30 protein-coding genes are annotated in these 23,804 nt (G+C 64.0%); 17 read left to right on the forward strand and 13 right to left on the reverse strand.

Going from position 1 to position 23,804, the window contains the following annotated elements; translation table 11 throughout:
• A partial coding sequence (locus tag ABZD10_RS02710) for a helix-turn-helix domain-containing protein (RefSeq protein ID WP_372884565.1) occupies positions 1-659 on the reverse strand: 659 nt, incomplete at its 3' end.
• A gap of 187 nt (positions 660-846) precedes the next feature.
• Here ABZD10_RS02710 and nth point away from each other — a divergent pair.
• The 6 genes from nth to ABZD10_RS02740 all read left to right on the forward strand — a co-directional run bounded on the left by nth (position 847) and on the right by ABZD10_RS02740 (position 5,232).
• The gene (gene nth / locus ABZD10_RS02715; protein WP_372884566.1) at positions 847-1,491 is read left to right on the forward strand and encodes an endonuclease III; all 645 of its coding nucleotides are present in this window, start codon (positions 847-849) and stop codon (positions 1,489-1,491) included.
• Positions 1,488-2,477, forward strand: a complete 990-nt coding sequence (locus ABZD10_RS02720) for an adenosine kinase (protein WP_372884567.1) — start codon at positions 1,488-1,490, stop codon at positions 2,475-2,477. The genes nth and ABZD10_RS02720 overlap by 4 nt, the downstream gene beginning before the upstream one ends.
• Positions 2,478-2,603: 126 nt before the next feature.
• On the forward strand, positions 2,604-3,392 hold the full coding sequence (locus ABZD10_RS02725; protein WP_372884568.1) for an exodeoxyribonuclease III: 789 nt from the start codon (positions 2,604-2,606) through the stop codon (positions 3,390-3,392).
• A 54-nt stretch (positions 3,393-3,446) separates the two neighbouring features.
• Complete coding sequence (locus ABZD10_RS02730; RefSeq protein WP_372884569.1) at positions 3,447-4,364, forward strand: tetratricopeptide repeat protein; 918 nt, start codon at positions 3,447-3,449, stop codon at positions 4,362-4,364.
• 26 nt (positions 4,365-4,390) lie between these two features.
• Positions 4,391-5,050: an LON peptidase substrate-binding domain-containing protein gene (locus ABZD10_RS02735; protein WP_372884570.1), complete on the forward strand. Its 660-nt coding sequence runs from the start codon at positions 4,391-4,393 to the stop codon at positions 5,048-5,050.
• Entirely contained in the window at positions 5,047-5,232 is a 186-nt protein-coding gene (locus ABZD10_RS02740) for a Trm112 family protein (RefSeq protein WP_372884571.1), read from the forward strand. The genes ABZD10_RS02735 and ABZD10_RS02740 overlap by 4 nt, the downstream gene beginning before the upstream one ends.
• Before the next feature lie 70 nt (positions 5,233-5,302).
• Here the strand turns inward: ABZD10_RS02740 and ABZD10_RS02745 are convergent, their stop codons facing one another.
• The 4 genes from ABZD10_RS02745 to ABZD10_RS02760 form a co-directional block, all read right to left on the reverse strand.
• Complete coding sequence (locus tag ABZD10_RS02745; RefSeq protein ID WP_372884572.1) at positions 5,303-5,929, reverse strand: glutathione S-transferase; 627 nt, start codon at positions 5,927-5,929, stop codon at positions 5,303-5,305.
• Positions 5,926-7,185 carry a tRNA (N(6)-L-threonylcarbamoyladenosine(37)-C(2))-methylthiotransferase MtaB gene (gene mtaB / locus ABZD10_RS02750; protein ID WP_372884573.1) on the reverse strand — a complete coding sequence of 420 codons (1,260 nt, stop codon included), beginning with the start codon at positions 7,183-7,185 and terminating at the stop codon, positions 5,926-5,928. The genes ABZD10_RS02745 and mtaB overlap by 4 nt, the downstream gene beginning before the upstream one ends.
• Positions 7,185-8,024, reverse strand: a complete 840-nt coding sequence (gene dapF, locus ABZD10_RS02755; RefSeq protein ID WP_372884591.1) for a diaminopimelate epimerase — start codon at positions 8,022-8,024, stop codon at positions 7,185-7,187. The genes mtaB and dapF overlap by 1 nt, the downstream gene beginning before the upstream one ends.
• A gap of 86 nt (positions 8,025-8,110) precedes the next feature.
• On the reverse strand, positions 8,111-10,105 hold the full coding sequence (locus ABZD10_RS02760) for an elongation factor G (protein WP_372884574.1): 1,995 nt from the start codon (positions 10,103-10,105) through the stop codon (positions 8,111-8,113).
• 349 nt (positions 10,106-10,454) lie between these two features.
• On the opposite strand from ABZD10_RS02760, the gene rpsJ reads away from it, so the two are divergent.
• The 4 genes from rpsJ to ABZD10_RS02780 are packed head-to-tail and all read left to right on the forward strand — an operon-like array spanning position 10,455 to position 12,408.
• Positions 10,455-10,763, forward strand: a complete 309-nt coding sequence (rpsJ, locus tag ABZD10_RS02765; RefSeq protein WP_044028221.1) for a 30S ribosomal protein S10 — start codon at positions 10,455-10,457, stop codon at positions 10,761-10,763.
• A gap of 12 nt (positions 10,764-10,775) precedes the next feature.
• Positions 10,776-11,501, forward strand: a complete 726-nt coding sequence (gene rplC, locus ABZD10_RS02770) for a 50S ribosomal protein L3 (RefSeq protein ID WP_372884575.1) — start codon at positions 10,776-10,778, stop codon at positions 11,499-11,501.
• Positions 11,498-12,115: a 50S ribosomal protein L4 gene (gene rplD / locus ABZD10_RS02775; protein ID WP_372884576.1), complete on the forward strand. Its 618-nt coding sequence runs from the start codon at positions 11,498-11,500 to the stop codon at positions 12,113-12,115. Before rplC ends, rplD begins: the two co-directional genes overlap by 4 nt.
• The gene (locus ABZD10_RS02780) at positions 12,112-12,408 is read left to right on the forward strand and encodes a 50S ribosomal protein L23 (protein WP_372884577.1); all 297 of its coding nucleotides are present in this window, start codon (positions 12,112-12,114) and stop codon (positions 12,406-12,408) included. The genes rplD and ABZD10_RS02780 overlap by 4 nt, the downstream gene beginning before the upstream one ends.
• A gap of 86 nt (positions 12,409-12,494) precedes the next feature.
• On the opposite strand, the gene ABZD10_RS02785 is transcribed toward ABZD10_RS02780, so the two are convergent.
• Positions 12,495-12,806, reverse strand: coding sequence for a phasin family protein (locus tag ABZD10_RS02785; RefSeq protein ID WP_372884578.1), 312 nt, complete (start codon positions 12,804-12,806; stop codon positions 12,495-12,497).
• Between the two features lie 451 nt (positions 12,807-13,257).
• Between ABZD10_RS02785 and rplB the strand changes: the two genes are divergently transcribed.
• The 5 genes from rplB to rplP are packed head-to-tail and all read left to right on the forward strand — an operon-like array spanning position 13,258 to position 15,900.
• Positions 13,258-14,100, forward strand: coding sequence for a 50S ribosomal protein L2 (gene rplB / locus ABZD10_RS02790; RefSeq protein ID WP_372884579.1), 843 nt, complete (start codon positions 13,258-13,260; stop codon positions 14,098-14,100).
• Positions 14,101-14,103: 3 nt separating this feature from the next.
• The gene (gene rpsS, locus ABZD10_RS02795) at positions 14,104-14,382 is read left to right on the forward strand and encodes a 30S ribosomal protein S19 (RefSeq protein WP_294116132.1); all 279 of its coding nucleotides are present in this window, start codon (positions 14,104-14,106) and stop codon (positions 14,380-14,382) included.
• A gap of 3 nt (positions 14,383-14,385) precedes the next feature.
• Complete coding sequence (gene rplV, locus ABZD10_RS02800) at positions 14,386-14,766, forward strand: 50S ribosomal protein L22 (RefSeq protein WP_093325849.1); 381 nt, start codon at positions 14,386-14,388, stop codon at positions 14,764-14,766.
• On the forward strand, positions 14,766-15,473 hold the full coding sequence (gene rpsC, locus ABZD10_RS02805) for a 30S ribosomal protein S3 (protein ID WP_372884580.1): 708 nt from the start codon (positions 14,766-14,768) through the stop codon (positions 15,471-15,473). Before rplV ends, rpsC begins: the two co-directional genes overlap by 1 nt.
• A 13-nt stretch (positions 15,474-15,486) precedes the next feature.
• Positions 15,487-15,900 (forward strand): 50S ribosomal protein L16, encoded by a 414-nt coding sequence (rplP, locus tag ABZD10_RS02810; RefSeq protein WP_372884581.1) that lies wholly within the window; start codon positions 15,487-15,489, stop codon positions 15,898-15,900.
• Positions 15,901-16,014: 114 nt separating this feature from the next.
• Here the strand turns inward: rplP and dxs are convergent, their stop codons facing one another.
• From dxs to ABZD10_RS02845, 7 genes are all read right to left on the reverse strand, one after another.
• The gene (gene dxs / locus ABZD10_RS02815; protein WP_372884582.1) at positions 16,015-17,943 is read right to left on the reverse strand and encodes a 1-deoxy-D-xylulose-5-phosphate synthase; all 1,929 of its coding nucleotides are present in this window, start codon (positions 17,941-17,943) and stop codon (positions 16,015-16,017) included.
• 19 nt (positions 17,944-17,962) lie between these two features.
• Complete coding sequence (locus ABZD10_RS02820) at positions 17,963-18,832, reverse strand: polyprenyl synthetase family protein (protein WP_372884583.1); 870 nt, start codon at positions 18,830-18,832, stop codon at positions 17,963-17,965.
• Positions 18,833-19,075 carry an exodeoxyribonuclease VII small subunit gene (locus ABZD10_RS02825; RefSeq protein ID WP_372884584.1) on the reverse strand — a complete coding sequence of 81 codons (243 nt, stop codon included), beginning with the start codon at positions 19,073-19,075 and terminating at the stop codon, positions 18,833-18,835.
• Positions 19,072-20,007, reverse strand: a complete 936-nt coding sequence (locus ABZD10_RS02830) for a histone deacetylase family protein (protein WP_372884585.1) — start codon at positions 20,005-20,007, stop codon at positions 19,072-19,074. The genes ABZD10_RS02825 and ABZD10_RS02830 overlap by 4 nt, the downstream gene beginning before the upstream one ends.
• A 122-nt stretch (positions 20,008-20,129) precedes the next feature.
• Positions 20,130-20,621 (reverse strand): hypothetical protein, encoded by a 492-nt coding sequence (locus ABZD10_RS02835; RefSeq protein WP_372884586.1) that lies wholly within the window; start codon positions 20,619-20,621, stop codon positions 20,130-20,132.
• 83 nt (positions 20,622-20,704) lie between these two features.
• The gene (locus tag ABZD10_RS02840; RefSeq protein ID WP_372884587.1) at positions 20,705-21,406 is read right to left on the reverse strand and encodes a response regulator; all 702 of its coding nucleotides are present in this window, start codon (positions 21,404-21,406) and stop codon (positions 20,705-20,707) included.
• The gene (locus ABZD10_RS02845) at positions 21,403-21,900 is read right to left on the reverse strand and encodes a MarR family winged helix-turn-helix transcriptional regulator (protein WP_372884588.1); all 498 of its coding nucleotides are present in this window, start codon (positions 21,898-21,900) and stop codon (positions 21,403-21,405) included. The genes ABZD10_RS02840 and ABZD10_RS02845 overlap by 4 nt, the downstream gene beginning before the upstream one ends.
• A 165-nt stretch (positions 21,901-22,065) precedes the next feature.
• On the opposite strand from ABZD10_RS02845, the gene ABZD10_RS02850 reads away from it, so the two are divergent.
• Both ABZD10_RS02850 and ABZD10_RS02855 read left to right on the forward strand, forming a co-directional pair.
• The gene (locus ABZD10_RS02850; RefSeq protein WP_372884589.1) at positions 22,066-22,935 is read left to right on the forward strand and encodes a branched-chain amino acid aminotransferase; all 870 of its coding nucleotides are present in this window, start codon (positions 22,066-22,068) and stop codon (positions 22,933-22,935) included.
• Positions 22,936-23,062: 127 nt separating this feature from the next.
• Positions 23,063-23,752 carry an NYN domain-containing protein gene (locus ABZD10_RS02855; RefSeq protein WP_372884590.1) on the forward strand — a complete coding sequence of 230 codons (690 nt, stop codon included), beginning with the start codon at positions 23,063-23,065 and terminating at the stop codon, positions 23,750-23,752.
• Positions 23,753-23,804: the final 52 nt, after the last annotated feature.

Genomic DNA, 23,804 nt, shown 5'->3' on the forward strand with positions numbered 1-23,804 from the left:
ATCTCGGAATAGGTCGAGACCTGCCCCGAGGGGATGCGCATCAGCGCCTCCCAGACCTTGATCTGCAGCGGCGAGCCGATCATGTAGACCGGCACTTTTCCGGCGCTGTCGCTCTGCTCGGCAAAGGCCGCCGTGACCCAGGGGCGCAGCGCCGAGGGGTCTTCGACGAAGGCGGCCCGGGGCCAGCGGGACCGCAGGTCCGCCAGCGTCGCCGCGCGTCCGGTTTCGGCGGCGAATCCGATGCCGCAGATGCCCTTGCCGGTGCCCATCACCAGCGCCGGCCCGTAGGGGCTGTCGAACCAGCCCCAGCGGATCGTCAGCCCGGCGCCGCGCCGGGCATAGTCGCCGGGGCTCATCGCCTCCCAGCGCAGGAACAGATCATGCAGCCGCCCCGAGCCCGACAGCCCGACCGCGTCGGAAGTGTCGAGCATGGTGAAACGGTCGTGCAGCAGCGCCTTGGCATGTCCGAGGGTCAGGTATTGCTGGAACCGTTTCGGCGACACCCCGGCCCACCTGCTGAACAGGCGCTGGAAATGGGCCGGGCTCATGTCCATGGCACGGGCCAGTTCGGCGAGCGAAAGCCGGTCGTCGCGCCGGTCGATCAGCTCGATGGCCCGGCGCATGACCTCGTAGTGATAGCTTTCCTGCATGTCGGCCATGGGTCGCTCCTTGTTCTGCCGGCTCAGGATAGGGCCAACGGCGGTCGCGGACGACCCGGATATTGCGCAAACCCCGGCCCCTGTCCCCGGCCGGCGCGCGCAATCCGGCAACAGCCGGGCGCGATCCCGCGGTTTCGCCGCGGCGGCCCTTTACGGGCGCGCGCGGCCGGGGCAAAAGGGCGCGGTCATGGCCAAGCAACTCGATTACCACACGATCCGCGAGATCTTCACCCGTTTCCAAGAGATGGAAGCCGAGCCCAAGGGCGAGCTGGATCACGTCAACGCCTATACGCTGGTGGTGGCGGTGGCGCTGTCGGCGCAGGCCACCGACGCCGGCGTGAACCGGGCGACCAAGGACCTGTTCAAGATCGCCGATACGCCGCAGAAGATGCTGGATCTCGGCGAAGCGGCGCTGATCGAGCATATCAAGACCATCGGGCTTTATCGCAACAAGGCCAAGAACGTGATCAAGCTGAGCCGCATCCTGGTCGAGGATTACGGCGGCGAGGTGCCCAATTCGCGCGCCGCGCTGGAAAGCCTGCCGGGCGTGGGGCGCAAGACCGCCAATGTGGTGCTGAACATGTGGTGGCACTATCCGGCCCAGGCCGTCGACACCCATATCTTTCGCTTCGGCAACCGTTCGGGCGTCTGCCCCGGCAAGGATGTGGTCGCGGTCGAGCGCGCCATCGAAGACAATATTCCGGTGGATTTTCAACACCACGCCCATCACTGGATGATCCTGCACGGACGCTATGTCTGCAAGGCGCGCAAGCCCGTCTGCGGCAATTGCCTGATCCGTGATCTCTGTATGTTTGAGGACAAGACCCTATGAGCAAACCCTATCAGGTCGTTGGCATCGGCAACGCCGTCGTCGACGTGATTTCGCAATCCGACGATTCTTTTCTCGACCTCATGGGGATCCAGAAGGGCATCATGCAGCTGGTCGAGCGCGCGCGCGGCGAGATGCTCTATGCCGGCATGACCAACCGCACCCAGGCGCCGGGCGGATCGGTGGCCAATACGGTGGCTGGCCTCGGGGCGCTGGGGCTGAGCACCGGCTTCATCGGCCGGGTGCATGATGATGCGCTGGGCAGGTTCTATGCCGACGGGATGCAGGCCGACGGCACCGATTTCGTCAACCCGCCGGTGGCGGGCGGCGAATTGCCGACCTCGCGCTCGATGATCTTCGTCTCGCCGGATGGCGAACGCTCGATGAACACCTATCTCGGGATTTCCGCCGAGCTGGGACCGGAGGATGTGCCCGACGCGGTGGCCGGACAGGCGCAGCTGCTGTTTCTCGAGGGTTATCTTTATGACAAGCCCAAGGGCAAGGAGGCCTTCGAGGCCGCCGCGCGGCTCTGTCGTCAGGGCGGCGGCAAGGCCGGAATCGCCCTGTCGGATCCTTTCTGCGTCGAACGTCACCGCGACGATTTCCGCCGCCTGGTGAAAGAGCTGGACTACGTGATCGGCAACGAACACGAATGGCAGGCGCTGTATCAGAGCGACCTGTCGTCGGCGCTGGAGCAGGCGGCGGCCGATGCCGGCATGGTGGTCTGCACCCGTTCGGGCCATGACGTGGTGCTGGTCAGGGGCGACGAAGAGGCGGTGGTGCCGGTCACCGAGATCGTGCCCGTCGATGCCACCGGCGCCGGGGACCAGTTCGCCGCCGGCTTCCTTTACGGCTATGCCACCGGGCAGTCGCTCGAGGTGTCGGGCCGCATGGGATGCATCGCGGCGGCCGAGGTGATCGGCCATTACGGCGCGCGCCCTGAGGCGGACGTCAAGGCGCTGTTCCGCGCGGCCGGTCTGATCGGGTGATGCGCCGCACCGTCGGAGCCTCCGGCGGGGATATTTCGGGCAAGAGAAAACGGCCGGGATTGCGCGTGGCGCCCGGCGCGGCTTGCGGTTAGGGTAGGCGCGATCTGACAACCCCGGAGCGCGCCCATGTCCTTTACCCTTGCCACCTGGAACATCAACTCGGTTCGCCTGCGCGAGCCCATCGTGTTGAAATTGCTCGAGGAAGAGGCACCGGACGTGCTCTGCCTGCAGGAGTGCAAGAGCCCGGTCGAGAAGATTCCCACCGAAGGTTTTGCCGCCCTTGGCTATCGCCACATGGTGGCGCGGGGGCAGAAGGGCTATAACGGGGTGGCGATCCTGTCCAAGATGCCGATGGTCGAGGCCGGCAGCGAGGATTTCGCCAGCCTTGGCCATGCGCGCCATGTTGCCGGCAGGCTGGAGAACGGCGTTACCATCCACAATTTCTATGTGCCGGCGGGCGGCGACAAGCCGGATCGCGAGGTGAACGAGAAATTCGGTCAGAAGCTCGATTACCTGACCGGGATGCGCGACTGGTTCCATGGCGACAGGCCGCAGAAATCCATTCTGGTCGGCGATCTGAACATCGCCCCGCGCGAGGATGATGTCTGGGATCACAAGAAGCTGTTGAAAGTGGTCAGCCACACGCCGGTCGAGGTCGAACATCTGGCGCAGACCCAGGAGGCCGGGGCCTGGGTCGACATCACCCGCAAGGATATTCCCGAGGGGCGGCTTTACAGCTGGTGGTCCTATCGGGCGCGCGATTGGGACGCGGCCGACAAGGGGCGGCGGCTGGATCATGTCTGGGCGACGCCGGACATTGCTGAAGCCGGCCATTCCAGCCGCATCCTGCGGGCGGCGCGCGGCTGGGAGAAACCCAGCGACCACGCGCCGGTTTTTGCCGAATTTGACCTTTGAATCCGCCGCTTCTGGCCTCATATAGGGGCCAATTGATTTATCGAGGATGACGAGATGCTGGAACTTGGACAAGGCGCGGCGGCCCCGGCGGGGGATCTGATCAAGGATGTCAGCGAGATGACCTTCATGGCCGAGGTGGTCGATGCCTCGCAGAGCGTGCCGGTGATCGTGGATTTCTGGGCGCCCTGGTGCGGCCCCTGCAAGACGCTGGGTCCGGCGCTCGAGGCGGCAGTGATGGCTGCCGGCGGCGCGGTGAAGATGGCCAAGGTCAATGTCGACGAGAACCAGGGCATCGCCGGGCAGCTGCGGGTGCAGTCGATCCCCACGGTCTATGCCTTCTGGAAAGGGCAGCCGATCGACGGTTTCCAGGGGGCGATCCCGGGTAGCGAGATCGAGGCTTTCGTCAAGCGTGTGGTCGAGGCCGCCGGCGGCGAGATCGACGACGGCGGTCTGGCGGCGGCGGTGGAAGCCGCCGAAGAGATGCTGGCCGAAGGCGATGCGCAATCGGCGGGCGAGACCTTTGCCGCGATCCTTGAACAGGATCAGGCCAATGTCGCCGCCTTTGCCGGCCTGGCGCGGGCCAATATCGCGCTGGCGGCGCTGGATCAGGCCGAGGCGGTGCTGAACGGGGTGCCCGCCGAACTGAGCGCGGCGCCGGAAATCGAGGCGGTGCGGGCCCAGCTTGAACTGGCGCGCCAGGCCGAACATGCCGGGCCGGTGACCGAGCTGCGCGCCGCTGTCGACGCGAATCCGGACGACCTTCAGGCGCGCTTCGACCTGGCGCAGGCGCTGCATGCGGCGGGCGATGCCGAAGGCGCGGTGTCCGAGCTGCTTGAATTGTTCCGCCGCGACCGCGAATGGAATGACGGAGCCGCCAAGACGCAGCTGTTCACCATTTTCGAGGCCCTCAAGCCCAATGACCCGGTGGTTTTGAACGGCCGGCGCCGGCTCAGTTCAATGATCTTTGCCTAAGCGCGATTTCGCGCTAGGTTCAGGGCATGTTCAAACCTGCCGATCTGCCGGACACGGTGGCCGTGTTCCCCTTGCCCGGGGCGCTGCTCTTGCCGCGGTCCCGCCTGCCGCTGCATGTCTTCGAGCCGCGCTATCTGGCGATGCTCGACGACGTGCTGAAGACGCCGGGGCGGCTGATCGGCATGGTCCAGCCGCTGGAAATGCCGGGAGGCAGGGGGGGCGACGCCGACGGGCCGGCGCTGCACCGGATCGGCTGTGCCGGGCGGGTGACGCAGTTTTCCGAGACCGAGGATCACCGCTATCTGATCACCCTGACCGGGATTTCGCGGTTCCGGGTGCGCAGGGAGGTGAACGGCTTTCACCCCTATCGTCGCTGCGCCGTCAGCTGGGAGGGGTTCGCGCATGACCTCGGGCATGCCGAGAAGGACACGGCACTGGACCGGACGGCCTTCATGGCGCTGCTGGCGCGCTATTTCGCGGCGCTCGATCTGTCGACCGACTGGGAGACGCTGAAGGATGCCGACGACGAATTGCTGATCAATTCGCTGTCGATGCTGCTGGATTTCGCGCCCGAGGACAAACAGGCGCTGCTCGAGGCGCCGCGCTTGGCAAGCCGGCGCGAAACCCTTATCACGCTGATCGAGTTCGCGCTGCGCGGCGGCGCCGAAGAGGATGTGATGCAATGAATGAAGGCAATCAGCCGTTCGACCGCCGGATGCTGGAGGCGCTGGTCTGCCCGCAGACCCGGACCACCCTGCGCTATGACGCCGAAGCCCAGGAGCTGATCTCGGACAGCGCCGGGCTGGCCTTTCCGATCCGCAACGGTATCCCGGTGATGCTGGTCGACGAGGCACGGGTGCTCGACTGAGGGGCGCCGTTTCACGGTTCACGAGACCTCGGAAATACCAACGGTGATCGGCCCTGACGGCGGATGATGGTCAGGGAAAGCGGGTGGCGGTGTCGCCGGCCTGCCACCTGGGGTATTTCAACATGATCGAAAGGAAGCGCTCGGAGGTCAGGAAAGCCCCGAGCCAGCGATGCAGATGCGGCCAGGGCTGGGCGTCGAACCAGGCTTTGTCGGTGAGTGCGAACTGGCGGATGAAGGGCAGGATGGCGAGGTCGGCAAGGCGCGGGGTATCGCCGAAGAGCCAGGGTTTGCCGTCGAGCTGGGCGTCGAGCGCGATGAGATGCCCGGCGGCCTTGGTGCGCTCGAGATCGCGGTCGGAGCCGTAGCGGCTGTGGTACTTGTAGCGGTCGAGCGCGGTCTTGAAGGCGCCGTCGGTGGCGGCGATCAGATCGTGGCCCAGCCGGGGCATGTCGCGCAGCTGTTCCGGGTCGCTTTGCGCAAGTGCCCAGAGCATGATGTCGAGGCTTTCGTCGATCACCATGCCGCCGGCTTTCAGGCAGGGCACCGTGGCGCTGGGCGAGGTGGCGAGAAACTCGGGCGCCTTGTCGCGCAAAACAATCTCGCGCAGCTCGACAGACAGGCCGGCGCTGGCCAGCCCGAGCCGGGCGCGCATGGCATAGGGGCAGCGGCGGAAGGAATAGAGGATCGGCCGGCTCATGCCAGCAGCTGACCGTCGCGGATGCCGGTGATCTTGGCGGTGACGATCTGGCCCTCGGGCTGGGCGCGCTCGAAATGCACTTCGGTGAACTGTTCGGTGCGGCCCATATGCGGGTTTTCCATCAGGATGTGATGGGTCTTGCCCAGCTGGTCGGCAAGGTGGCGGGCCACCTGGGCCTCGCCGGCGGCGCGCAGGCGCGCGGCGCGCGACTTGATCACATTGCCATCGACCTGATTGGGGATCTTGGCCGCCGGGGTTCCGCTCCGTTTGGAATAGGGAAAGACATGCAGCCAGGTCAGGTCGCAGTCGCCGACCAGTTTCAGCGAGTTTTCGAAATGGGCCTCGGTCTCGGTCGGGAAACCGGCGATGATGTCGGCGCCGAAGGTCATGTCGGGGCGCAAGGCGCGGGCCTCTTCGCAGAAGGCGATGGCGTCGTCGCGCAGATGCCGGCGGGCCATGCGCTTCAGGATCAGGTCGTCGCCGTGTTGCAGGCTGAGATGCAGATGCGGCATCAGGCGCGGCTCGGTGGCGATGGCCTGCATCAGCGCCTCATCCGCTTCGATGGAATCGATCGATGAGATACGCAGGCGGGCCAGATCCGGCACCAGTCTGAGGATGCGCAGCACCAGATCGCCAAGCCGCGGCTGCATCGGCAGATCGGCGCCCCATGAGGTCAGGTCAACCCCGGTCAACACCACCTCGTGATAGCCCGAATCGACCAGACGCTTGATCTGGTCCACCACCACGCCAGCGGCGACCGAGCGGGAATTGCCGCGGCCATAGGGGATGATGCAGAAGGTGCAGCGGTGATCGCAGCCGTTCTGCACCTGCACATAGGCGCGGCTGCGGCTGCCGAAACCGTCGATCAGGTGGCCGGCGGTTTCGGTCACCGACATGATGTCGTCGACCTGCACCTTTTCCGTTTGCCCAAGGAAATCGGTGGCCATGCCGGCCCAGGTCTCGGGGCGCATCTTTTCGTGATTGCCGATGACCTTGTCGACCTCCTGCATGGCGGCGAAGGTCTCGGGCTCGGTCTGGGCGGCGCAGCCGGTGACGATGATGCGGGCCTTGGGGTTGTCGCGGCGCAGTCTGCGGATCTCCTGCCGCGCCTTGCGCACCGCCTCGGCGGTCACCGCGCAGGTGTTGACCACCACCGCATTGTCGAGACCGGCGGTCTGCGACAGTTCTTTCATGGCCTCGGTCTCATAGGCGTTGAGACGGCAGCCAAGCGTGGTGAATTTCGGCGGAGCTGGCATCAGACGGACTCCAGAAAGCCCCGGCTGAAGCTGCCGCTGAACACGGTCATCGTGGGGCCGGTCATCCAGACACCGTCTTCGGCCCAGTTGATCCACAATGTGCCGCCATCGAGGTCGATCCGGACCTTGTGCCCGGTCAGGCCGCGCCGGGCGGCGGCAACCGCGGTGGCGCAGGACGAGCTGCCCGAGGCAAGGGTGATGCCGACGCCGCGTTCCCAGACCCGCATGCGCAGATGATCGGGGCCGACCACATGGGCCACCTGCACATTGGTGCGCTGAGGGTATAGCGGGTGATGTTCATGGACGGCGCCAAAGCTTTCGAGATCCACCGCCTCGGCGTCTTCGACAAAGAAGGTGCAATGCGGATTGCCCATGCCGGTGGCGGTGGGCGCGCCGTCGATGGGCAGGGCGAGCGTGTCCATGGGCTCGGCCAGCGGCACCTCGTGCCACTCGAGCTGCGGGGGGCCCATGTTGACCGAGGTGAGCCCGTTGCCGGCATCGCGGGCCAGCAACAGCCCGCGCTCGGTGGTCAGGCGCAGCGAGGTCAGGCCGGTTTCATCCATCAGCTTGCGGGCGATGCAGCGGGTGGCATTGCCGCAGGCGGCGGACTGCGAGCCGTCGGCATTGTAGAAGGTCAGATGGGCGTCGTGGCGGCCCTTGGAGATCACCGCGAGCTGATCGAACCCCACACCGAACTGGCGGTGGGCGATGGCCCGGATCAGGGCATCGGACAGGGCGACGTCGCGGTCGCGCGCGTCGATGACGACAAAGTCGTTGCCCAGCCCGTGCATCTTTTCAAAGGGCAATGCGGTATGTGTCTGCGCGATCATGAGGCGCATATAGGCGCTTTGATCGCGCTTGACCACTCACCTTTCATGCGAGGCCGAGAGCGGGTGGCGCAAAGGCCACTTTGGCGGCGCGCGCCTTATTTGATGGCCGCATCCTTGGCCGAGACCTGTTGCAGGTGATCGAACTCGGAGACATGGGTGCCGATGCCGAGGCTGACCGAGCGCAGCTCGGTGATGATGTCCATCATCTCGGACTGCGGGATCAGCGCCTGAACCTCGTCCCAGCCGGCCCAGCCCTGTTTGGTGTCATAACCCAGAAGCTGGCCGCGCCGCCCCGAGACGATGCGCTGCACCTTGGGGGTGAACTCGGAGGGCACCGACAGGGTGGCCTTCTGGATCGGTTCCAAAAGGATCGGCTTGCACTGCGGGATCGCCTCGCCCATGGCCTTGATCGCGGCGCGCTGAAAGGCCTGATCGGAACTGTCGACATTGTGGTGCGAACCGTCGACCAGCGTCACCGCCACATCGACCACCGGAAAACCGTTGGGGCCTTTTTCCAGATAGGCGCGCACGCCCTTTTCCACCGCCGGGATATACTGCTTGGGCACCGCGCCGCCGACGATACGGTCGTCAAAGGCAAAGCCCTCGCCGCGTTGCAGGGGCCGGATCTCGAGTTCGACATCGGCGAACTCGCCATGGCCGCCGGACTGTTTCTTGTGGCGTGCCTTCTGGGTCACGCTGCGGGTGATGGTCTCCTTGAAGGGCACGGTGGGCGTGGTCTGGGTCAGCTTCAGCCCGCTGTCGGCGCCGAGATGTTGCAGCGCGATCTGCAACTGGATCGCCCCCTGACCGGCAAGCAGCAGCTCGCCGGTTTCGGTGTTGTGCTGGGTGTGGATCGACGGGTCGGTCTCGACCAGCCGGGTCAGCGCCGCCGAAAGCCGCACCTCGTCGGCCTGATGCTCGGTCTGCAAGGCCAGCGCATACATCGGCGCCGGGGGGGCCGGCCAGTCGGCGGTGGCGCTGCCCTCGGCGGTCAGAAGATCACCGGTGTTCACCGAGCCCATGCGCCCCAGCGAGATGACCTCGCCGGCGCCGCCACGGCCGGTCAGGGTCGACTTGGCGCCGACATGCTGGCGCACGCTGGCCACGCGGTCCCCGTTCAGCGTGTCGCCGTCGGCGACCTCGCCGGACCAGACCCGCACATAGGACATCTTGCCCGCCTTGCCGGCGTGACGCGTCGAGAACACCTGGGCGACGCTGCCCGCGTCGGGCAGGCCGAGCCGGGCGGCGGTATCGGCCACGAAGGGCGCGTCGTGGCGCAGCGCCTTCATCAGGCGCCGCACGCCGTTCTGGTTTTCCGCCGAGCCGAAGAACACCGGCACGATCAGATCCTGGCGCAGGTCGCGCACCAGGTTTTCATAGACCTCGTCGGTCGAGGGCACCACGTCTTCCAGAAGCTCGACCATCAAATCGTCGTCGAAATCGGCCAGCGACTCGAGCATCGCATTGCGCGCCTCGCCTTCGCTGTCTTCCAGATCCTTGGGCAGGGTGATCATCTCCGAGCGTTTGTGCGGCTCCCAGCGCCAGGCGCGTTCGCTGACCAGATCGACCATGCCGGTCAGCTGGCCGTCACCGTCGCGGATCGGGATCTCGCGCATCACGAGGGGGCGCGACGAGATCGCCTGCACCGCCTCGAAGGTGGCCCGCACCGAGGCCTCTTCCTGATCCATCTTGTTGATATAGATAAAGTGCGGAATATCGCGATCGTCGAGAAAGCGCAGCAGCGGCGACAGGGTCACGGCGCGGTCCGGCTTGGGGTCGCAGACCACCACCACCACATCGGCCACCATCATCGCGCATTGCGCATCATGGATCAGCTCGACCGAGCCCGGACAGTCGATCACCGTCCAGGGATCGCCAAGATAGTCAAACGAGGCGACGTTGATCTCGGTCGACATGCTGCGGGCCCGGGCCTCGGGCGAGGCATCGCCGGTGGTGGTGCCGTCCTTGACCGAGCCCCGGCGGGGAATGGCGCCGGCCGCGAAGAGGATATCCTCGAACAGGGTGGTCTTGCCGCTGGAATAGGGCCCGACCAGCGCCGCTACGCGGGCGCGGGAGTTTTCTGTTGTCATGATGTTCCTCCGTAAAACACTCGGGCCGGAGGCGCGGCGGGCGGGGCCGTCTTGCGGCCAAAGACGCGGCGCCCCGGCGTAATCACAGTCGGATCAAGGATCGGGGGCGTCCATGATGTGAGTCAAGTGTTTGTGGATGCGCAGGGGCCGCAGCGCCGGATCGTGATGGGGAACCGGTCTGGCGGCAATGCAACTTCCCCCTTGCCACATGCCTCCACACCCCGTATATCGCGCGGGTTCTCCGAGAGAACGTCGAGGCGGGATGATTCCCGCCTTTTGGGTTCGATGAGGGTTTGCGGTGGTCGCGGATCCTCCTCTCAACTCTCACGCCTAAGAAAAGGCATGTTTGATGCAAAGCCAAAACATCCGCATTCGGCTGAAGGCATTCGATTACCGGGTACTGGACGCCAGCACTCAGGAAATCGTGAACACTGCAAAGCGCACCGGCGCGCAGGTTCGTGGCCCGATCCCGCTTCCCAACAAGATTGAGAAGTTCACCGTTCTGCGTGGCCCCCACGTTGACAAGAAATCCCGCGATCAGTTCGAGATCCGCACGCACAAGCGTCTTCTCGACATCGTTGATCCGACTCCCCAGACCGTGGACGCGCTGATGAAGCTCGACCTGGCGGCTGGCGTTGACGTCCAGATCTCGGTTTAAGGAGGGTATCTGATGCGCTCTGGAATCATCGCGAAAAAAGTGGGCATGACCCGCTTGTTCATGGAAGACGGCAAACAGATCCCTGTCACCGTCCTCGCTCTCGACGGCCTTCAGGTCGTTGCCCAACGCACCCTCGACACCGACGGTTACACCGCCGTTCAGCTGGGCGCCGGTTCGGCCAAGGCCAAGCGCACCTCCAAGGCAATGCGCGGTCACTTCGCCAAGGCCAATGTGGAACCCAAGCGCAAGGTCGCCGAGTTCCGCGTTTCTGAAGACGCCCTGATCGAAGTCGGCGCCGAAATCTCGGCCGAGCACTTCCTCGAAGGCCAGAAGGTCGACGTGGCGGGCACCTCGATCGGTAAAGGTTTTGCCGGTGCCATGAAGCGTCACAACTTCGGTGGTTTGCGTGCCTCGCACGGTGTCTCGATCTCGCACCGTTCGCACGGTTCGACCGGCCAGTGTCAGGATCCGGGCAAGGTCTTCAAAGGCAAGAAGATGGCCGGTCACATGGGTGCCGTGCGCGTCACCACCCAGAACCTCGAAGTCGTCAAGACCGACGCCGAGCGTGGCCTGGTGTTCATCAAGGGCGCCGTTCCCGGCTCCAAGGGTGGCTGGGTGACCGTCAAGGACGCCGTGAAGAAGAAAGCCCCCGAAGGTCTGCCGTTCCCGGCCGGTCTGAAGGCTGCTGCAACCGAAGCACCTGCGGAAGAAGTTGCCGCGGAAGGTGGTGAAGCATGAAACTCGACGTAATCAATCTCGACGGCAGCAGCGCTGGTTCGGTCGAGCTCGACGCGGACCTGTTCGGTCTCGAGCCGCGCGCCGACATCCTGCACCGCGTGGTCCGCTGGCAGCGCAACAACGCCCAGGCCGGTACCCACAAGGTCAAGACCCGTTCGGAAACCTCGTATTCGACCAAGAAGATCTATCGCCAAAAAGGCACCGGCGGCGCACGTCACGGTGACCGCAACGCGCCGATCTTCCGCGGTGGTGGCATCTACAAGGGTCCGGTTGTCCGCTCGCACGGCCACGACCTGCCCAAGAAGGTCCGCAAGCTGGGTCTGAAGCTCGCGCTTTCGGCCAAGGCCAAAGCCGGCGAGCTGGTGGTCATCGAGACCGCCGAGTCGGAAGGCAAGACCGCCGCTCTGGCCAAGCAGGTGAAGAACCTGGGCTGGAAACGCGCGCTGATCATTGACGGCGCTTCGGTCAACGAAGGCTTCGCCAAGGCAGCCCGCAACATCGAAGGTCTGGACATCCTGCCGTCGATGGGCGCAAACGTTTATGATATCCTGAAGCGTGACACCCTGGTGATCACCAAGGCGGGTATCGAAGCACTGGAGGCTCGACTGAAATGAGCGCGAAGGCTGAACATTACGATGTGATCCGCAAGCCGGTGATCACCGAGAAATCGACCATGGCATCGGAAAACGGTGCGGTTGTTTTCGAAGTGGCCATCGACTCGAACAAACCGATGATCAAAGAGGCCGTCGAGGCGCTGTTTGGTGTCAAGGTCAAAGCGGTCAACACCACCATCACCAAGGGCAAAGTCAAACGTTTCCGCGGCCAGCTGGGCAAGCGCAAGGACGTGAAAAAGGCTTATGTGACCCTGGAAGAAGGCAACACGATCGACGTGACCACCGGTCTGTGATCCTGCCTTTGCCGGGCTGAAGCCCGGCCTACAGGTAAAAAAGAGCCCCTCGGTGAGAGCCGGGGGGCTTTTTCATTGCCGGGGGCCTACAGCGGGATGTCGTCATACTCGCGCGAGGTTCCGCCGGCTTTCGACATGAGCTTGAGCATGCGTGTCGTCTGCTCGGTGTAATCCGCCAGCGCGCTCTGGTAGAAATCCGTCTGCAGCTGCAAGAGCTCTGCCGGCGATTTGCAGCCGAGCATCGCTTGCTGGGTTTCAAGATCTTTCTGCAGCCGCTCGGTGATGAAACGCGCGCTTTCCTGCAGCACATCCTGCCAGAGGGTGGCGGCCATCGGGTTGAAGGCCGCAGCGGCGTTTGCGTCTTGTGAGGATTTGGTTTCGGTCTTGGATTGAGTCATTTGGGCGCCTCCTTGTGGCGGGTCGAATTGCTTGCGGTCAGTCAATGACGAATTCTACCACGGCCGCCGGTCACGGGCTTTGATTTGGATCGTCTGTGCATGCTGGGGGTGCATGGCGTAGGGTGTGTGCTTGCACGCACCGCGCCCCCCCTTTACGCACCGCCTTTTGCACAACATGCTTGCGCCGGTCGGGGGCGGTGCGTGAGATCACGCACCCTACGCAGGCAAGAAAACGGCCGCTTTTGCTTGCCTCCTCGCTGCGCCCCTGCTACTAGCACCCATCGCACTGGCCTCAGATTCGTTCTGGGGCCGGTTGCGCGTTTAACCGGGGACCTTCGGGGCCCTATACCATTGGCACCCTAGTAGCGGGTTTCGGACGAAACCGGCGGGCGGGGGCCTCACACATAGCGGATCAGAAGAGATCCGCACTGCTAAACGGAAGACAGAAAGCATGGCACTCAAGTCGTATAAGCCGACGACGCCGGGCCAGCGTGGGCTGGTGCTGATCGACCGTTCGGAGCTCTGGAAAGGACGCCCCGTCAAAGCCCTCACCGAGGGTCTGACGAAATCGGGCGGCCGGAACAACACCGGACGGATCACCTCGCGTCGTCGTGGTGGTGGCGCAAAACGCCTCTACCGGATTGTTGACTTCAAACGGAACAAATTTGATGTCGCGGCAACCGTTGAACGGATCGAATACGACCCGAACCGGACCGCCTTCATCGCACTGGTCAAATACGAAGACGGCGAGCAGGCCTATATCCTCGCGCCGCAGCGTCTGGCAGTTGGTGACCAGGTCATCGCCTCGGCCAAGGCCGACATCAAGCCGGGCAACGCGATGCCGTTCTCGGGCATGCCGATCGGTACCATCATCCACAACATCGAGCTGAAGCCCGGCAAGGGCGGTCAGATCGCACGTGCCGCCGGCACCTACGCCCAGTTCGTGGGCCGTGATGGTGGCTACGCTCAGATCCGCCTGTCGTCGGGCGAACTGCGCATGGTGCGTCAGGAATGCATGGCCACCGTCGGTGCCGTGTCGAACCCCGACAACTCGAACCAGAACTACGGTAAAGCCGGTCGTATGCGCCACAAGGGCAAACGTCCGTCGGTTCGTGGTGTGGTTATGAACCCGATCGATCACCCCCATGGTGGTGGTGAAGGCCGGACCTCGGGTGGTCGTCACCCGGTTTCGCCCTGGGGTAAGCCGACCAAGGGTGCCCGCACCCGCAACAAGAACAAAGCGTCGCAAAAGCTTATTATCCGCTCGCGTCACGCCAAGAAGAAGGGACGTTAATCTATGTCTCGCTCTGTATGGAAAGGCCCCTTTGTCGATGCTTACGTGCTGAAAAAAGCCGAAGCAGCGCGCGAGTCGGGCCGCAATGAAGTGATCAAGATCTGGTCGCGCCGTTCCACCATCCTGCCCCAGTTCGTGGGTCTGACCTTTGGTGTCTACAACGGCAAGAAGCACATCCCTGTCAACGTCACCGAAGACATGATCGGTCAGAAGTTCGGTGAATATTCGCCGACTCGCACCTATTACGGTCACGCGGCTGACAAAAAAGCGAAACGGAAGTAAGTCATGGGCAAGGCAAAGAACCCCCGCCGCGTGGCCGAAAACGAAGCAATGGCGAAAACCCGCATGCTTCGCACCAGCCCGCAGAAACTGAACCTGGTGGCCGGCATGATCCGCGGCAAGAAAGTCGAGAAGGCTCTGACCGACCTGACTTTCTCGAACAAGCGTATCGCAGCTGACGTGAAGAAATGCCTTCAGTCGGCAATTGCCAACGCCGAGAACAACCACAACCTGGACGTCGACGAGCTGATCGTCGCCGAAGCCTATGTGGGCAAGAACCTGACCATGAAACGCGGTCGTCCGCGCGCCCGCGGTCGTTTCGGCAAGATCATCAAGCCGTTCTCGGAACTCACCATCAAGGTGCGTCAAGTTGAGGAGCAAGCCTAATGGGTAACAAAGTAAATCCGGTCGGCATGCGTCTTCAGGTGAACCGCACCTGGGACAGCCGTTGGTACGCCGACACCAAGGATTACGGTGATCTTCTGCTGGAAGACCTGAAAATCCGCGAGTTCATCAACAAAGAGTGCAAGCAGGCCGGCGTGGCCCGTGTGATCATCGAGCGTCCGCACAAGAAGTGCCGCGTCACGATTCACACCGCGCGTCCCGGCGTCATCATCGGCAAGAAAGGCGCGGACATCGAAACCCTGCGCAAGAAGATCGCCGCGATGACCGACAGCGAGCTGCACCTCAACATCGTTGAAGTGCGCAAGCCCGAGCTCGACGCTCAGCTGGTCGGCGAGTCGATCGCCCAGCAGCTGGAACGCCGCGTCTCGTTCCGCCGCGCCATGAAACGTGCCGTGCAGAACGCCATGCGCATGGGCGCCCTGGGTATCCGGGTGAACGTCGCTGGTCGTCTGGGTGGTGCCGAGATCGCACGGACCGAATGGTACCGTGAGGGCCGCGTGCCGCTTCACACTCTGCGTGCCGACATCGATTACGCACATTCCGAAGCGATGACTGCCTATGGCATCATCGGGATCAAGGTCTGGATCTTCAAAGGCGAGATCATGGAGCACGATCCGGCGGCGCGTGACCGTAAAGCACAAGAAGTCCAGGATGGCCCAGCACCTCGCGGTGCCGGCGGTCGTCGCTAAGGGAGACTGACACATGCTTCAACCAAAGCGTACAAAATTCCGCAAGATGCACAAAGGCCGGATCAAAGGCCAGGCAAAAGGCGGTTCCGACCTGAACTTCGGTTCCTATGGTCTGAAAGCCACCCAGCCCGAGCGTGTGACTGCGCGTCAGATCGAAGCGGCCCGCCGCGCGATGACCCGCCACATGAAACGTCAGGGCCGTGTCTGGATCCGTATCTTCCCCGACACTCCGGTCACCTCGAAGCCGACCGAAGTGCGTATGGGTAAAGGTAAGGGTTCCGTGGACTTCTGGGCATGCAAGGTCAAACCTGGCCGCGTGATGTTCGAAATCGACGGTGTCTCGGACGAAGTTGCCCGCGAAGCTCTGCGCCTCGCGGCAATGAAACTGCCGATCAAGACCCGCGTCGTGGTTCGCGAAGACTGGTAAGGGATTGGGAGCCTGGCTCCCGGTTCGACAGATAGGAAAAGGCGGGGCCATGCCCCGCCTTTTTCGTTTCAGGTGTTTTGAACCGTAGGGTGCGTGTTCACACGCACCGCCCCCTCAGGCGCGCTTGCTGTCGATCCGCGCCACGCCCAAGGTATCCAGCACCTTGGCTTCGATCTGCGCGGCATTCATCGCGGCCACGTCATACATGTCGCGCGGGCTCGACTGGTCGATGAAGACATCCGGCAGCACCATCGAGCGGAACTTGAGCCCGTTATCGAACACGCCGTTCTCGGCCAGAAGCTGCGCCACATGGCTGCCGAAACCGCCCACGGCGCCCTCTTCGATGGTGATCAGCGCCTCGTGGTCGCGGGCCAGCGACAGGATCATCTCGGCGTCCAGCGGCTTGGCGAAACGTGCGTCGGCGATGCTCGGCTCGATGCCGCGCGCGGCCAGCGCCTCGGCGGCTTTCTCGACCTCTTGCAGCCGCGTGCCCAGCGACAGCAGCGCCACCCGCGCCCCCTTGCGGATCATGCGCCCCTTGCCGATTTCCAGCGGCACGCCGCGTTCGGGCATCTCGACGCCCACGCCTTCGCCGCGCGGATAGCGGAAGGCAATCGGCCCCTCGTCATGGGCGGCGGCGGTGGCCACCATATGCACCAGTTCGGCCTCGTCGGCGGCGGCCATCACCACCATGCCCGGCAGGTTGGCCATGAAGGCGATGTCGAAGGCCCCGGCATGGGTGGCCCCGTCGGCCCCGACCAGCCCGGCGCGGTCGATGGCAAAGCGCACCGGCAGGCGCTGGATCGCCACATCGTGCACCACCTGGTCATAGCCCCTTTGCAGGAAGGTCGAATACATCGCGCAGAAGGGTTTCATGCCCCCGGCCGCCAGCGCCGCCGAAAAGGTCACCCCGTGCTGTTCGGCGATCGCGACGTCGAAACAGCGGCTCGGATAACGGTCGGCGAACTGGCTCAGCCCGGTGCCGTCCGGCATCGCGGCGGTCACCGCGCAGATCCGGTCGTCGCGCGCCGCCTCATCGAGCAGCGCCCGGCCGAAGACCGAGGTATAGGAGGGCGCATTTGACGGCGCCTTGTGCTGCTTGCCGGTCAGCACGTCGAAGGTCGCGGTGGCATGGCCGCGGTCGCGGGCGGTCTCGGCCGGGGCATAGCCCTTGCCCTTCTTGGTGATGACATGCAGCATCACCGGCCCGGTGGCGCGCTGGCGGATGGTGCGCAGCACCGGCAAAAGCTGGTTCATGTCATGGCCGTCAATGGGGCCGACATAGGAAAAGCCCAGTTCCTCGAAGAGGGTGCCGCCGACGGTCATCCCCTTGAGCATCTCCTTGGCGCGTTTGGCGCCCTCGCGGAAGGGTTCCGGCAGCAGCGACACCGCCCCCTTGGCTGCCGCGCGCAACTCCTGAAAGGGTTCTCCGGCGTAAAGGCGCGACAGATAGGATGACATCGCCCCGACCGGCGGCGCGATCGACATGTCGTTGTCGTTCAGCACCACGAACATGCGCTTGTTGAGGTGGCCGGCGTTGTTCATCGCCTCATAGGCCATGCCGGCGCTGATCGAGCCGTCGCCGATCACCGCCACCGCATCTCCGAGCCCGCCGTCGCACTGGCCGCCGAGATCGCGCGCCACCGCAAAGCCCAGCGCCGCCGAGATCGAGGTCGAGGAATGCCCGGCCCCGAAACAGTCATAAAGGCTCTCGCTGCGCTTGGTGAAACCCGACAGCCCGCCCTTTTGACGCAGCGTGCGGATCCGCTCGCGGCGCCCGGTCAGGATCTTGTGCGGATAGCATTGGTGGCCGACGTCCCAGATGATCTTGTCGCGCGGCGTGTCGAAGACCGCGTGCAGCGCGACGCTGAGCTCGACCACCCCAAGCCCGGCGCCAAGATGGCCCCCGGTCTCGCTGACCGCCGACACGGTTTCGGCGCGCAGTTCATGGGCCAGCCTGACCAGCTCGCCATCCGAGAGCTGCTTCAGGTCGGCCGGTCGGTCGATCCTGTCCAAGAGCGGCGTTTCAGGTCTGGCTGTCATCGTCGGACGCCTTTCTTAACTAGCTGTCTCGGGCAATAACGAACCGGGCCGCTTCCCGCAAGGTCGCGGCCTCGGCGCCATAGGGGTCGAGCGCCGCACAGGCCTCTTCCACAAGCTCGCGGGCCCGCGTCTTGGCGCCGTCCAGCCCCAGCAGCGACACGAAGGTCGCCTTGCCGGCATCGGCATCCTTGCCGACCGCCTTGCCCAGCTTGGCGGCATCGCCTTCGACGTCCAGAATATCGTCGGCGATCTGAAAGGCCAGCCCCAGCTTGTCGGCATAGCGGTGCAGCGCCGCGGTCTCGGCCCGAGCCATCACCGCGCCGGCCATCGCCGACCAGGCGATCAGCGCCCCGGTCTTGCCGGCCTGCAGGCGGGTGATCTCGGCCAGCGTCAGCGGCGTGGTGGCGGTCTCGGCGGCGATGTCCAGCGCCTGGCCCAGCACCATGCCCTGCGCCCCGGCGGCCCGCGCCAGCGACACCGTCAGCTCGGCCCGCACCAGCGGGTCGGCGTGGCATTCGGCCCGGCTGACACATTCGAAACCAAAGCTCTGCAACGCGTCCCCGGCCAGCACCGCCGTGGTCTCGTCCCATTTCACGTGCACCGTTGGCAGGCCGCGGCGCAGGGCGTCATCGTCCATGCAGGGCAGATCGTCATGCACCAGGCTATAGGCGTGGATGGCCTCGATCGCCGCCGCCGGCCAGATCGCGTTGGCGGCGGCCACCCCGTGCAGGCGGGCACTTTCCAGCACCAGAAAGGCGCGCAGCCGCTTGCCGCCGGCGCTGGCATAGCGCATCGCCTGCACCACCGGCAGATCGCCCAGCGGCGCCATCGTCGCGTCGAGATGCGCCTGAACCGCACCCGCGGCTTCCTCCAACCGGCTGCGGAACATTCAGAGCCCTTCGACGGGTTTCAGCCCGGCGGGTTTGCCCTCGCCGTCCAGCGTGATCGCGGCAACCTTTTCCTCGGCTTCCTTGAGCTTGTCCTCGCAGCGCTGCTTCAGCGCCGCGCCGCGCTGGTACAGCGCGATCGACTCCTCCAGCGCCACGTCGCCCCGTTCGAGCTGGCCGACCACCTTCTCAAGTTCGGCCATCGCCGCCTCAAAGCTCAGCTCCTCTACCGGCGTGTCACTCATGCGCCTGCCTCCATCAATACGCTTACATGTGCGGCGGTTGCCGCCGCCAGGGCCCTCAGATCATATCCGCCCTCGAGAGTCGAGACCACGCGCCCCGCGCAGTGCCGGTCGGCAAGGGCGCAGATCTCGCGGGTCAGCCAGGCGAAATCCTCGCGGCGCCAGTTGAGCTGCGCCAGCGGGTCGTCGCGATGGGCGTCGAAGCCGGCCGAGACCACGATCAGCTCGGGCGCGAAGCGGTCGATCGCCGGCCAGGCCTCGGCCCGGTAGATCGCCCGCATCAGCTTGCCGTCACTATACGGCGGCAGCGGCAGGTTGCGGATCTGCCCATGGGCGCCCGACTCGTCGCTCTTGCCGCTGCCCGGCCACAGCGGGTGCTGGTGGCTCGACAGGAACAGGCAGCGCGCCTCGTCCCACAGCAGCGCTTGTGTGCCATTGCCGTGATGGACGTCGAAATCCACGACCGCCACCCGCGTCAGCCCGTGGCGCTCCATGGCGTGGCGCGCCGCGATCGCCGCATTGCCGAACAGGCAGAACCCCATCGGCGTGCCCTGTTCGGCGTGATGACCCGGCGGGCGGCAGGCGACAAAGGCATTGCGCACCCGGCCGGCCATGACCATGTCGACCGCCGCCAGACAGCCGCCGACCGCGCGCCGCGCCGCCGACAGCGAGCCCGGCGACAGGTGGGTATCGGCATCCAGCGCCCGGCTGCCGCTTGCCGGCACCGCTGCGGCGATGGCATCAAGATGCCCCTGCGGATGGCACAGCAGGATGTCCTCATCGTCGCAAAGCGGCGCCTCGTGGCGTTGCAGCGCCGCGAATTCAGCCCCGCAAAGCGCCTCTTCGATCGCGTGCAGCCGCGCCACCTGTTCGGGATGGCCCGGCGGCGTCTGATGCTCGAGGCACTCAGGATGTGTGAACAAGGCCGTGGTCATGATGCCCCCTGCTTCATCTCTTTGAAAATACTCTCGCCGAAGGCAGAAGGCAGGGCAATGCCCTGCCTTCCGTTCCGGTCCTTACGGCACTCTGCCGAGCGCCGGAAAAGCCCCTGTCGCGATCAGCCCATCTCGTTCTGGCATTCGATCGCCGCTTCCAGCCCGACCATGGTGCCGCCGAGATCGATCGCCGTGACATAGCCGTTCTCGTTGTAGATCGTCATCGTGTACTTGGCGGCGATGTCCCAGAGGAAATCGGGATTGTCGAAATAGATATCGGCGCCGGGCACGCCGTTGAGATAGATCCCGGTCGCCACCGCGTCATATTCGTGCCCGTCGAGATCGAACAGGATGCCGTATTGCTCGCCCTCGACAATATCGCCCCAGGCTTCGTTGAAGGCGGTGACATAGCCCTGGCCGACATTGCGGTCAAAGCCGATGCGCACCACGGACCCGTCGGAATAGGCGGCCTGGATCAGGCAGCCGTCGCCCATCGAGGAGTCGATCATCACGTCCCACCCCCCGGCGGTGCCCCAGGTGTCGAGTTGTTGCGAGGTTGCCGCGAAAGGCACAAGACAGGTCAGCGCGATGGCTGCGGTTCTGGTGAATGACATGAGATCCTCCCTTTATTGATTTCCGCGCCCTTCGACCATTCCTCCCCCGAAATACTCGCAACACCCTGTGCCCGGGCAACGGCTCAGTCAGGAGCCAGCATATATCCGGCGCCGCGCACTGTCTGCAAATATCTCGGTTGCTTGGAATCGGCCTCGATCTTGCGCCGCAGCCGGGTGATCTGCACATCGACGGCACGTTCCTGCGCCTGACCCCTGTCGCGGCCCAGATCCTCGACCAGCTTGGCGCGGCTGACCGGCTGCCCGGCATTGGCCGAAAAGATCTTCATCAGCTGGCTTTCGGTGGCCGTGAGGCGGATGATCTCGTCGCCCTGCCACATCTCGCCGCGCTCGATGTCATAGCGGATGCTGCCCAGCTGCAGCACCTTGGGCGCCGCCTCGGTCTCGGTCAATTCGGGCATGCGGCGCAGAATGGCATTGATCCGCAGCAGCAGCTCCTTGGGTTCGAAAGGTTTGGCGAGATAGTCGTCGGCCCCCGCTTCCAGCCCCCTGATCCGGTCCTCGGTATCGCCGCGGGCGGTCAGCAGCAGCACCGGGGTGATCGAGGTCTCGCGGATCGCCCGCGTCAGGCTCATGCCGTCCTCGCCGGGCATCATCACGTCGAGCACGATAAGGTCGAAATCCAGCCCCGACAGGATGCGCCGCGCATGGGCCGCGTCACGCGCCGAGGTCACAAGAAAGCCGTTGCGCATCAGGAATTTCTTCAACAGCTCGCGAATGCGCTCGTCGTCGTCGACGATCAGCAGGTGGGGCGCGACCTCGGTCATGCGCCTCCCTCGCGCAGGCTGCTGTAGCGGCGCTTCATCTCGCCGTCCATCATTGCCTCGAGCACCTTGCGAAAGCCGGCCACCGACTCGGGGCCGGCCTCGCGATAGGCGGCGCGCATCCGGGTGCGCTGGGCGTCCGACAGCCGGTTCTCCAGCGACTCGCCGGCCTCGGTCAGGAACAGGTTGCGTTCGCGCCGGTCCGAGGCGCTGACCCGGCTTTCCACCAGCCCGTCGGCAATCAGGGTGCGCAGCACCCGGTTCAGCGACTGTTTCGTCACCCCGAGGATTTCCAGCAGGTTGGTCACCGTGGTGCCCGGCGCCCGCTTGATGAAATGGATCGCCCGGTGATGGGCCCGCCCGTAGGCCAGGGTGGCCAGGATCCGGTCGGGGTCGGCGGTGAAGCCGCGATAGGCGAAATACATCGCCTCGATGCCCTGCCGCAGTTGCTCGTCGGTCAGATAAAGCAGGCTTTCGCCGCTGGTAGGTTCGCGCATCGCGGTCCCCGTTCTTTTTTGCCTGTTCTTGACCTATAATACGTCAGCTTTGTTGACACTCCAAGTGGGAACTGATAGCACTCCGCAGATTTGGCGCAACAATATGCCCGTTTCGGCCCTAAGCTGCGCAACAAATGAAAAATGATTGTAGTTGGAGGACAATCCATGGCCGGTTCCTATGACGACCGCGACGGCAAGATCTGGATGGATGGCAAGCTTGTCGAATGGCGCGATGCCAATGTGCATATCCTGACCCATGCGCTGCATTACGCGAGTTCCGTGTTCGAAGGGGAACGGGCCTATAACGGCAAGATCTTCAAGAGCCGCGAGCATTCCGAACGGCTGATCAAATCGGCCGAGGCGCTGGACATGCCGATGCCCTATTCGGTGGACGACATCGAAGCCGCCAAGGAAGAGACTCTGAAAGCCTCCGGTCTGCAAGACGCCTATATCCGGGTCGTGGTCTGGCGTGGCTCGGGCGAGGACATGGGCGTCGCCTCGGCCAGGAACCCGGTGCGCATGGCGGTCGCGGTCTGGGGCTGGGGTGCCTATTACGGCGATGCCAAGATGCAGGGCGCCAAGCTCGACATCGCCGAGTGGAAACGGCCGAGCCCCGAGACCATCCCGGTCCACGCCAAGGCCGCCGGTCTTTACATGATCTGCACCATTTCCAAGCACAAGGCCGAGGCCAAGGGCTGTTCGGACGCTTTGTTCATGGACTATCGCGGCTATGTCGCCGAGGCCACCGGCGCCAACGTGTTCTTCGTCAAGGATGGCGAGGTCCACACCCCGCTGGCCGACTGCTTCCTCAACGGTATCACCCGCCAGACCGTGATCCAGATGCTGAAAGACAAGGGCATCACCGTGCACGAACGCCGCATCAAGCCCGAGGAAATGGCCGATTTCGAACAGTGCTGGCTGACCGGCACTGCCGCCGAAGTGACCCCCGTGGGGCAGATCGGAGACTATACTTTCGAAGTCGGCGAGCTGACCCGCGACATCGCGGAAAGCTATGAGGCGCTGGTGCGAAAGTAGGAAAAAAGATTGACAAATCCCAAAAACTGATTCATTAAATCAGCGATTCGCCCCTTGGTAGTACGCCCGTGTCCTCGAGATCATGACATTGGCCGAGCCCTTGGGGCTTTTTGCGTTTGAGGAAGCAATGAGTAAGATTGCGATATTGATTGATGGTGGTTATTTCTTAAAGCGTTTGTCGACAGTTCGCCCAAACATAGATCCTTGGAAGCCCGATGATGTTGCTGATGCGATTGCCCGGTTGGTGACCAGTCACTTAACGGCTCACAACAAAATCGCGGGTCAGAAACATCCACGTTCAAACCTTTACAGAGTGTTCTACTACGACGCCTCGCCCTATCTTGCAAAAGGGCACAAACCGATTTCGAAGTCAGCCATCGACTATTCCAAGACTAAGGAAGCAAGGTTTCGGCTTGGTCTCTTTGAAAGGTTGCGAAGAAGCCCGAATACAGCGGTCCGCCTTGGAGAGGTCCGGCGTGAAAGAGGTTGGATCATGAAAGAAGAGCCCCAAAAGGAATTGCTGAGCGGTAGAAAGGCGGTGGGCGATTTGACTGATGACGATTTCGCGCCCGGACTGCGCCAGAAAGCAGTGGACATGAAAATTGGCTTGGATATTGCTTCCTTGACTTTGAAAAAACAGGTTCGGCATATCGTGCTTGTTGCTGGTGACGCCGATTTCGTTCCGGCCGCAAAACTTGCGCGGCGGGAGGGCGTTCGGATCGTTCTCGACCCGCTTTGGCGTTCTGTGGCGGCTGACCTCTTCGAACATATAGACATGTTGTACAGCGGGTTTCCTAAGCCCAAAGCCAACGAGTAACTGCCTTCTTTCTTACTTTATCCTTCGATTGCAGGGCCCCGCGCGCGTCCCG

This window comes from Shimia sp. (genome assembly GCF_041624275.1).
In the GTDB taxonomy this organism is placed as follows: domain Bacteria; phylum Pseudomonadota; class Alphaproteobacteria; order Rhodobacterales; family Rhodobacteraceae; genus Shimia.